The organism is Streptomyces sp. NPDC015130 (genome assembly GCF_043080005.1).
In the GTDB taxonomy this organism is placed as follows: domain Bacteria; phylum Actinomycetota; class Actinomycetes; order Streptomycetales; family Streptomycetaceae; genus Streptomyces.
In genome coordinates this window covers 554,569-563,182 of the sequence record NZ_JBIBVC010000003.1, presented here as the reverse complement: position 1 = coordinate 563,182, position 8,614 = coordinate 554,569, and the positions used below count along the sequence as shown (strand labels likewise).

The window sequence follows — 8,614 nt, the reverse complement described above, 5'->3', positions numbered from 1 at the left end:
GCGTTGTCGGGATCACCCCGATACATCCAGTATCGGGGTGACCCTCCGCCTTGCGATCGCACGCACCAGACGCCGTCGGGCCCGCCCTTCGGGCGACCGGCGCTACTTTCGCAACACGCCCTAGGAGACAGGTACGAGGCGAGGACGGAGCACCGCATGCCACCGATCCACGAACGGGCCGCCGGCCCGGGGCGCCGCGTCTTCGACGCCCATCTCCACATCGTCGACCCGCGCTTCCCCCTGATCCCGAACGAGGGCTACCTGCCGCCGGCCTTCACCGTCGGGCAGTACCGCGAGCGGGTCTCCGGGCTCGGCGTCCTCGGCGGCGCGGTCGTCTCCGGTTCCTTCCAGGGCTTCGACCAGGAGTACCTCCGCGCCGCCCTGGCCGCGCTCGGGCCCTCCTTCGTCGGGGTCACGCAGCTCCCGGCGAGCGTGACCGACGAGGAGATCGCCGGGCTCGACGCGGCGGGGGTGCGGGCGGTCCGCTTCAACGTCCGCCGTGGCGGATCGGCCACGCTCGACCAGCTGGACCGCCTCGCCCGCCGCGTCCACGACGTCGCCGGCTGGCACACGGAGCTCTACATCGACGCCCGTGACCTGCCTGACCTGGCCGCCGTGCTGACCGCGCTGCCGGCCGTCGGCATCGACCACCTGGGGCTGCACCGCGACGGTCTCCCCCAGCTGCTGGCCCTGGTCGAGCGGGGCGTCAAGGTCAAGGCCACGGGGTTCGGGCGGGTCGACCTGGACCCCGCCGAGGCCATGACGGCCGTCCTGAGGACCGATCCCACCGCCCTCATGGTGGGCACCGACCTGCCGTCGACCCGGGCCCGCCGCCCGTTCGCCGACGACGACCTCGCCCTCGTCGCCCGGACGGTCGGCGAGGAGCACCTCGACGCGGTGCTGTGGGACAACGCCGCCGCGTTCTACCGGCTCCCCGCGGCGGACACCCCCTAGGGCGTGTTGCGAAAGTAGCGCCGGCCGCCCGAAGGGCGGGCCCGACGGCGTCTGGTGCGTGCGATCGCAAGGCGGAGGGTCGCCCCGATACTGGATGTATCGGGGTGATCCCGACAACGCGGCGAGCGTGCGTGCCAGGCGCCGTCGGGCAGGCGGGACCTTCGCAACACGCCCTAGGGCGTGCTGTCGCGTACGACCGGCTCTGCCGGGAGCAGCAGGCCGCTCGTCGGGGCGGCGGCCGGGTCCTCGACGGCGGTGATCAGCCGGTCGACGAGGGCGTGGGCGATGCCGGACAGCGGCAGCCGCACGCTGGTGAGTCCGGGCTGCAGGACCGTGCAGAGCGGCAGGTCGTTGAAGCCGGTGACGGCGACGTCTGCGCCGACCGTGAGGCCGGCGGCGCGCACGGCCTGGTAGGCGGTGAGGGCGAGCCAGTCGGTCGCGCAGACGAGGGCCGTGGGCCGGTCGGGGCCGACGAGCAGGCGCCGGACGGCGTGGGTGAGCGCGGCCGGGTCGTCGTCGGGGACCCCGACCTCGAAGGCCCCGTCGGGCGCGGCGGCCGCGCCCTGGAGGAGACCGGCCCGGCGGTCGGCGAGCCAGGGCAGGGAGGCGGCGGAGTTGACGTAGCAGATCCGGCGGTGGCCCTGGTCGAGGAGGCGGCCGACGAGGGCGGCGGTGGCGGCGGCGGAGTCGATGTCCACCCAGTTCTGCGGGCGGCCGGGGGCGGTGCGGCCGAAGGCGGCGAACGGGAAGCCGGCCTCGGCGAGGACGTCGACGCGGGGGTCGTCGTGGATGACGTCGGAGAGGATGAACCCGTCGACCTGGCGGGCCGCGATCAGCCCGTTGAAGGACTTGGCGACCGCTTCGGCGCCGTGCTCGGGGTCGCAGCGGAAGAGCAGGATGCGGTGGCCGACGGCGTCGGCGGCGCTGACGAGCGCCTGGAGGAAGCCGCCCATCAGGGGGTTGGGGTCGGCGGGGTTGTCGGCGGGTGCGGGATAGCCGATGACCTTGCGGGTGCCGGTGCGCAGGCTGCGGGCGGACTGGTCGGGCTGGTAGCCGAGTTCGTCGATGGCGGCGGTGACCCGGGCGAGGGTGGTGGCGCGGAGCCGGTGGGGGGCGTTGAGGGCGTTCGAGACGGTCTGGCGGGAGACGCCGGCCGTGCGGGCGACGTCCTCGATGGTCACCTGTCGAGCGGTCATCGTTCCTCTGTGTGCGGTGGTCGGCGGGCTGCGGGCGGCGAGCGGCCGCCCCCAGCCCGCCGGTGGTCAGTGCTCTCGGGTCAGCGTGAGCAGGCCGCCGGTCGGCACGGTCACCGGGTTCACCCCGGCGACGAGGTCGAGCACGGTCTCGGACAGGATCTCACCACGGCAGTCCTGTACGCGGGCGAGGGCCCGTTCCGGCCGGACCGCCGTCAGCAGGACCTCGGGGTCGCCGTCCGCGTTGGCCACGAGCAGGGTCCCCGGGCCGCCGGCGGCGTCCCGTTCCGGGAGGGCGACGGGGAGCGGCGCGTACCGGGCGACGATGGTGGTGCGGTCGTCGCCGGCGCGGACCTGGGGGTAGCCGAGGTCCGGGCGGGCGGGTTCCAGGGTGCCGAGCTGGAGGACGTCGGCGTGGCGGCGGAAGACGTCGAGCCAGAAGCCGAGGACGGCGAGCTGGTCGGAGCTCTGGGCGGCGAGGTCGACGGAGATCTGCGGCACCGAGAACAGGGCGTTGACGAGGTGGACGGCCACGGACTCGGGTGTCTCGGCGGAGTTCCACATGATCATGTCGGCGTGCACGGCGAGCGGCCCGGCGGTGAGCCGGCAGTCGACGATCCGCTGGCGGTTCTCGGCGGGACTGAGCGGGCAGTCGACGGTGCGGACCATGGTGGCGTACGGCCAGAGGCCGGGGCTGACGTACGGCTGACGGTGCTCGACGATCACGTCGGGCCGGGTGCGGCGCAGCCGGGTGTCGAGGTCGGCGAGGAGCCTGCGTACCCCTTCGTGCACGGTGGCGTGGTCCGCGCCGGCGGGGGAGGGCGGCGGGTCGGCGACGGCGAAGCGGTCGATGAAGTCGAGCTTCACGCCGTCCATGCCCCACTCCTCGACGGCGCGGGCGATCTTCTCGGTCAGGTAGGCGCGGACCTCGGGGTGGCGGGGGTCGAGCACGGCCGCGTCCAGGTGCGGCTCCTCGCGCAGGATCATGCCCTTGAAGCGGTCCCAGGCGTCGTTGTGCCGGCCGATGAACGGCAGCGCGTACCAGAGGAGGTAGGCGAGGCCGGTCCGGTGGACCTCGGCGACGTGGGCGGCGAGGTCGGGGAAGGCCTCGGTGTTGGGCTCCCAGTCGCCGCAGTGGCCGTAGCCGCGGGTCCGGTCGGCGGTCTGCCAGCCGTCGTCGACGATGATGCTCTCGCAGCCCAGTCCGGCGGCGAGGGCCGCCTGGCGTTCGACGACGTCCTCGTCGACGTTCTGGTGGAGGCTGTACCAGGTGGAGTACGCGGGCATCCGCGCCGCGCGGGGGACACCGGGGTGGTGCGTCCCCTCGGCCCACCAGTCGGTGACGGCCCGCAGGGTGGTGGCGAAGTGGCGGCCGCTGAGGTCGATCCGCAGGCGGGCGGGCGGCCCGCCGGGCGTGAGCTCCTGCTCCACGGTGAACGCGAACTCCCCGCTCTCCTCCACGACACCGGCGCCGACGCGCACGGGTGCGGCGGTCTCCCCGGCCGCGGCGGTGCACAGGGCGCGGTCGTGGGTGCCGACGAGGGAGGCGACGGGGGCGCCCAGGGCGAGCGAGACGGTCCGCGGTGCGGTCCAGGACGGCGGCAGCCAGCGGGAGGCGTTGGTGTCGGGGGTCCAGTAGGCGGTGGCCCCGACGCAGGGGACCCGCCATTCGGCGCGGAGGGTGACGGGTTCCGTCGCCGTGACCTCGATCAGGACGACGCCCTCGTCGTCCGGGGTGACGGTGGACTCGAACGCGTCGCCGCCGAGTCCGGTGAGGTGGACGGTGAGCGGGTCCCCGGTGGCGTGGCGGAGGCCGGTGACGACCTGCCGGTGGACGACGGTGCCGGGCGGGTCGCCGGCCGCCGCGTTCGGGCGCCAGGCGGGGACGGGCGGCTGCGGAGCGGTGGTCACGGTGGTCACTCCTTGGTGGCCCCGGCCAGCAGGCCGGAGATGAACTGGCGTTGCAGGACGAGGAAGAGAGCCATCACGGGGACGGCGGCGATGGCGCCGGCCAACAGGACCTGCGCATAGTTGGTGGTCGCCAGGCCCTGGAGGGTGGCGGTGGCGACGGGCAGCGTGTACATCTCGGGGCTGCGCAGCGCGATCAGCGGCCAGACGAACTGGTTCCAGCCGCCGAGGAAGACGAACAGCGCGAGCGCCGCGATGATGGGCCGGTTGACCGGGATGACGATCCGCCACAGGACCCGCAGTTCGCCGGCGCCGTCGACGCGGGCGGCGTCGAGGAGCTCGTCGGGCATGGAGCGCAGTGCCTGCCGCATCAGGAAGATGCCGAACGGGGTGACCAGACCGGGCAGGACGACGGACTCGTACGAGTCGATCAGCCCCAGGTCCATCATCATCTGGAAGACCGGGATCAGCATCACCGTGTCGGGGATGACGAGGGTGCTGAGGAGCAGGACGAAGAACAGGTTGCGGCCGCGGAAGTCGAACTTCGCGAAGGCGTAGCCGGCGAGGACGGAGACGACGACCGCCCCGATCGTCTGGAGGCCGGCGACCAGGAGGGTGTTGAGGAGGACGCGGGTGAGGCCGATGGACTCCTGGAGGCCCTGGAGGTTCTCCATGAGGTGGCCGCCGGGGAGCAGTTTCGGCGGCCAGGAGAACACGTCCTTGTTGTCCTGGGTCGCGGCCATGGCGAGCCAGTAGAACGGTCCGACGCAGAGACCGAAGGCGCCGGCGAGGAGCACGGTGAGGAGGGTGCCGCGGAGCTTCATCGGCGCTCTCCCATCAGGCGGACCTGGAGGATGCCGAGGAGGGAGACGATCAGCGCGAGCGCGTAGGCGAGGGCCGAGGCGTAGCCGAAGTCGAAGTACTTGAAGCCGTTGTTGTAGAGGTACATGGTGACCGTGAGGGTGGCGTTGTCGGGGCCGCCGCCGGTGAGGACGTACGGCTCGTCGAAGAGCTGGAGGGTGCCGATGGTGGAGAGGACCACGGTGAGGAGGAGGATCGGCCGCAGCTGGGGCAGGGTGATGGAGAAGAAGCGGCGGACCGGTCCGGCGCCGTCGACCATCGCGGCCTCGTACAGCTCCTTGGGGACGCCCTGGAGGCCGGCGAGGTACATCACCGCGTTGTAGCCGGTGTAGTGCCAGGTGATGACGAGGACGACGCCGACGCGGGCCCAGACGGGGCTGCCGAGCCAGTTGACCCGGTCGACGCCGAAGAGGGAGAGCACCCAGTTCAGCAGTCCCGCGTCACGGTTGAGGATGACCGAGAACATGACACCGGCGGCGACCAGCCCGGTCAGCGAGGGGACGAAGACGCCGAGGCGCCACAGCGGGCGCAGCCGCACCTTGGTGGAGTTGAGGCCGAGCGCCACGAGCAGGGCGAGGCCGAGCATCAGCGGCACCTGCACGACGAGGATCAGCGCGGTGTTCTTCAGCGCCGTCCAGAACAGCGGGTCGTCGAGGAGGCGCCGGTAGTTGGCGAGCCCGCTGAAGCGCCGCTCCTCGCCGTTTCCGGTGGTGAGGCTGATCCAGAACGAGGCGGCGATCGGGTACGCCTTGAAGACCGCGAAGCCCAGGACGGCGGGCATGATCAGCAGGTACGGGACGGATTCCCGGGTCAGCAGGCGGCGCCGGTCCTGGTGGGTGCGGCGGGAGCGCCTCGGGGTGCCGTGACCGGCGGGGGTGCCGGTCACGGTGGGGTTCGCGGCACCGGTGGCGGGCGCGCGTTCGGACGGGGCGAGGGACATGGTCAGGCCGCCTGCTGCCGGCCGGTCTGCTGGGCGAGCTGCTCGGCCGCGGCCTTGAGCGCCCCGGCGGGGTCGGCGCCCTTGATCAGCACCTGGCTCTGGGCGTCGCTGGCGAGCTTGAGGGCGCGGCTGTAGTCACCGGTGAAGTTGGTCGCACCGGCTCCGGCGCTGAGCGAGTCGACGAAGGACTTCAGGACCTTCTGGCCGCCGTAGAAAGGGTGGGGCGCGCTGAACTTCGGGTCGGAGTAGGCGGCTTCGAGCGCGGGGAAGACGCCGCCCGAGGCGAACATCCGGTTGATCTCGGCCGGCTTGGTCAGCGCGTACTCGACGAAGCGCCAGGCGGCCTTGCGGCGCTTGCTGGTGGCGGAGACGGTCAGGAAGGTGGAGTTGACTATCGCGCTGCGGCCGCCGCCGGGGACGGCGGCGGGCGGCTGCATGACGCGCCACTTGCCGCTCTGGGCCGGGAACTTGGTGGCGAGGTACTCGATGGCCCAGGCGGGGTACGGGGCGGTGGCGAGCTTGCCCTGGCCGACGAGGCGCTTCCAGGTGCCCTGGCCGGCGGTGTCGGCGAGCAGACCGGCGTCGTTGAGCCGCTTGATGACGGTGAGGGCCTGGACCGCCTCGTCGGAGGCGAGGGTGACCCGGCCCTCGGCGTCGAAGTAGAAGGCGCCCTGGAGCTGCATCAGGTTCTGGAAGAAGTCCATGTCCTGGACGGTGCCGGGCTTGTCGAGCCCGAGGAGCTGGGCGCCGGTGGCGGCGCGGATCTTCGGTCCCGCGGCGATCAGGTCGTCCCAGCTGGTGAGGGAGGCCGGGTCGACGTCGGCCTTCTCGAAGTAGTCGTGGCGGTAGAACAGCCCGAGCGGGTTCACCTCCCACGGCAGGGCGTGGACGGCCTCGTCCTTGCCCGTGACGGTCGGCCAGAGACCCTCGACGAAGGCGTCCTTGTGCCGGTCCGCGCCGAGCTTGGACAGGTCGGCGAGGCCCTGGGGGAACTTCTGCAGGTAGCCGGGAAGGTAGTCGACACCGATGTGGAGGACGTCGGCGAGTCCCTTGCCGCCCGAGGCGAGACCGACGGTGATCTTGTCCCAGATGGCGGGGTTGCCGAGGTCCTGGACGTCGACCGTGATGCCGGGGTTGTCCCGCTCGAAGGTGGGCACGACGCCGCGCAGGGCCTCGGCGGCGGTGGTCCAGCTCCACACGGTGATCTTGCCGCTGTCGCCGTCGGCGCCGCCGGCGGCCCCGCCCGCCCCTCCGCTGCCACTGCCGCCGCAGGCGGTCAGACCGAGTCCGGCGGCGGAGGCGGTGGCGAGCTGGAGGAGGTGTCTGCGGCTCAGGTGGTGGGACATGTCGGCTCCTGGAGGGTGAGGGTGCCGTCGGCAGGGGTGCCGCCGGCGGTGAGGGGGTCGATACGGGCACTGCCGGCGGTGCGGCTCGCGCCGGTACGGGTGCCGCCGGCGGTGAGGGTGTGCAGCGCCTCGGCGAACAGCTCCACGGCGGCGGCCGGCGTGGACGTGTGCGGAGAGAGGCGGATCCACTCGTCGCGGCGCGTGGTGATCACACCGGCCGCTTCGAGAGTGCGGTGGACGGTCACGGGGTCGTGACCGGGGAGACGGAACGCGCCGATGCCGGCGCGTTCCCGGTGGCCGATCCCGTCCAGCAGGATCTCGGCGCCCGCCTGCCGGGCCCGGTCGAGCAGCTCGGCGAGGGTGACCCGGATGCGGGCGCCCGTGGCGGCCGGGCCGCCCTCGGCGAGCAGCTCGTCGACGGCGGCGCCGAGGGCCGCGGCGGCCGGGAAGTCCGGGTTGGTGGCGAGGTGGGCGGCGGCCCCGGGCAGGGGTGGCGCCGGATGCCGGGCCGCGAAGGGCTCCGTGACACCGGCCCAGCCGCCGAGCCCGGGGGCCAGGCGCTCGGCGCACCGGTCGCGGATCAGCAGCAGGGCGGCGCCCCAGCCCGCCCGCAGCCACTTCTGGCCGCCGCTGACCAGGATGTCGGCGGCGTCCGCTTCGAGGGGGACGGCCCCCAGTCCCTGGATGGCGTCGACGACGAGGAGACGGTCCGGCCCGAGGACCTCCTTGAGCGCGGCGAGCGGTGCGACGTGGCCGGTGAGGGAGTCGACGGCGCTCACCGTGAGCGCGGTGACGTCGGGGGTGAGGTTCCGGCGCAGCAGGTCGGGGGTGATGTGGCGCCGGCCGTCCGGGTCGACGAGGCGGACGGCCGGGCCGCCGCGGCCGGCGAAGCGGAGCCAGGGGTAGACGTTGGCGGGGAACTCGGCGCGCGGCACCAGGACCGTGCCGGGCCCCTGGAGGGCGGCGGCCACGGTGAACAGGCCGTTGCTGGTGGAGGGTGCGAGGGCGATCTCGTGGGGACGGGCTTCGAGGAGCCGGGCCGCGGAGCTCCGCGCGGCGTCGCCGAGGGCGAAGAGCCGATCGAGGTCGGCGGGGTCCGCGCGGGTGGCCAGGCCCGTCGCGGCGGCGAACGCGGCGGCGGCCGTCGGGGAGAGCGGGCCGACTCTGGCGTGGTCGAGGTAGCCCGCTCGCGGACCACGGGCGGCGGCCGGGGCGGTCGCCGGACCGGCGGCCGTCTCGGATGCCCGTGGATGGATTTGATCGTTCAAAATCTGTTCCTCAAGATGCCATCAGCATGATCTTCCCGGAATTTGAAGGTTCACATTAGAGAGACGAGGTCTCCTCGGCAAGAGTTCGGACACGGCGAACCGCCGCCCTTCGGGGGAACCCGCCGAGGGGCGTCGCGCGGCGCC

At 73.2% G+C, this 8,614-nt stretch carries 7 protein-coding genes; 1 reads left to right on the top strand and 6 read right to left on the bottom strand.

Going from position 1 to position 8,614, the window contains the following annotated elements:
* Positions 1–156: 156 nt before the first annotated feature.
* Positions 157–954, top strand: coding sequence for an amidohydrolase family protein (locus ACF08F_RS08585; RefSeq protein ID WP_392297748.1), 798 nt, complete (start codon positions 157–159; stop codon positions 952–954).
* Positions 955–1,127: 173 nt separating this feature from the next.
* Here ACF08F_RS08585 and ACF08F_RS08580 read toward each other — a convergent pair whose 3' ends face one another.
* The 6 genes from ACF08F_RS08580 to ACF08F_RS08555 all read right to left on the bottom strand — a co-directional run bounded on the left by ACF08F_RS08580 (position 1,128) and on the right by ACF08F_RS08555 (position 8,470).
* Complete coding sequence (locus tag ACF08F_RS08580) at positions 1,128–2,150, bottom strand: LacI family DNA-binding transcriptional regulator (RefSeq protein WP_392297747.1); 1,023 nt, start codon at positions 2,148–2,150, stop codon at positions 1,128–1,130.
* 66 nt (positions 2,151–2,216) lie between these two features.
* Positions 2,217–4,058, bottom strand: coding sequence for a glycoside hydrolase family 36 protein (locus ACF08F_RS08575; protein WP_392297746.1), 1,842 nt, complete (start codon positions 4,056–4,058; stop codon positions 2,217–2,219).
* 5 nt (positions 4,059–4,063) lie between these two features.
* The gene (locus ACF08F_RS08570) at positions 4,064–4,879 is read right to left on the bottom strand and encodes a carbohydrate ABC transporter permease (RefSeq protein WP_392297745.1); all 816 of its coding nucleotides are present in this window, start codon (positions 4,877–4,879) and stop codon (positions 4,064–4,066) included.
* Entirely contained in the window at positions 4,876–5,856 is a 981-nt protein-coding gene (locus tag ACF08F_RS08565; RefSeq protein WP_392297744.1) for a carbohydrate ABC transporter permease, read from the bottom strand. The genes ACF08F_RS08570 and ACF08F_RS08565 overlap by 4 nt, the downstream gene beginning before the upstream one ends.
* Before the next feature lie 2 nt (positions 5,857–5,858).
* Entirely contained in the window at positions 5,859–7,202 is a 1,344-nt protein-coding gene (locus ACF08F_RS08560) for an ABC transporter substrate-binding protein (protein WP_392297743.1), read from the bottom strand.
* The gene (locus tag ACF08F_RS08555) at positions 7,187–8,470 is read right to left on the bottom strand and encodes an aminotransferase class V-fold PLP-dependent enzyme (RefSeq protein WP_392297742.1); all 1,284 of its coding nucleotides are present in this window, start codon (positions 8,468–8,470) and stop codon (positions 7,187–7,189) included. Before ACF08F_RS08555 ends, ACF08F_RS08560 begins: the two co-directional genes overlap by 16 nt.
* Positions 8,471–8,614 lie beyond the last annotated feature (144 nt).

What these genes read in the sequence shown, in the direction of transcription:
- ACF08F_RS08570 (WP_392297745.1), bottom strand. Translation starts at nt 4,879, where the DNA reads ATGAAGCTCCGCGGCACCCTCCTCACCGTGCTCCTCGCCGGCGCCTTC.
- ACF08F_RS08585 (WP_392297748.1), top strand. Translation starts at nt 157, where the DNA reads ATGCCACCGATCCACGAACGGGCCGCCGGCCCGGGGCGCCGCGTCTTC.
- ACF08F_RS08565 (WP_392297744.1), bottom strand. Translation starts at nt 5,856, where the DNA reads ATGTCCCTCGCCCCGTCCGAACGCGCGCCCGCCACCGGTGCCGCGAAC.
- ACF08F_RS08580 (WP_392297747.1), bottom strand. Translation starts at nt 2,150, where the DNA reads ATGACCGCTCGACAGGTGACCATCGAGGACGTCGCCCGCACGGCCGGC.
- ACF08F_RS08560 (WP_392297743.1), bottom strand. Translation starts at nt 7,202, where the DNA reads ATGTCCCACCACCTGAGCCGCAGACACCTCCTCCAGCTCGCCACCGCC.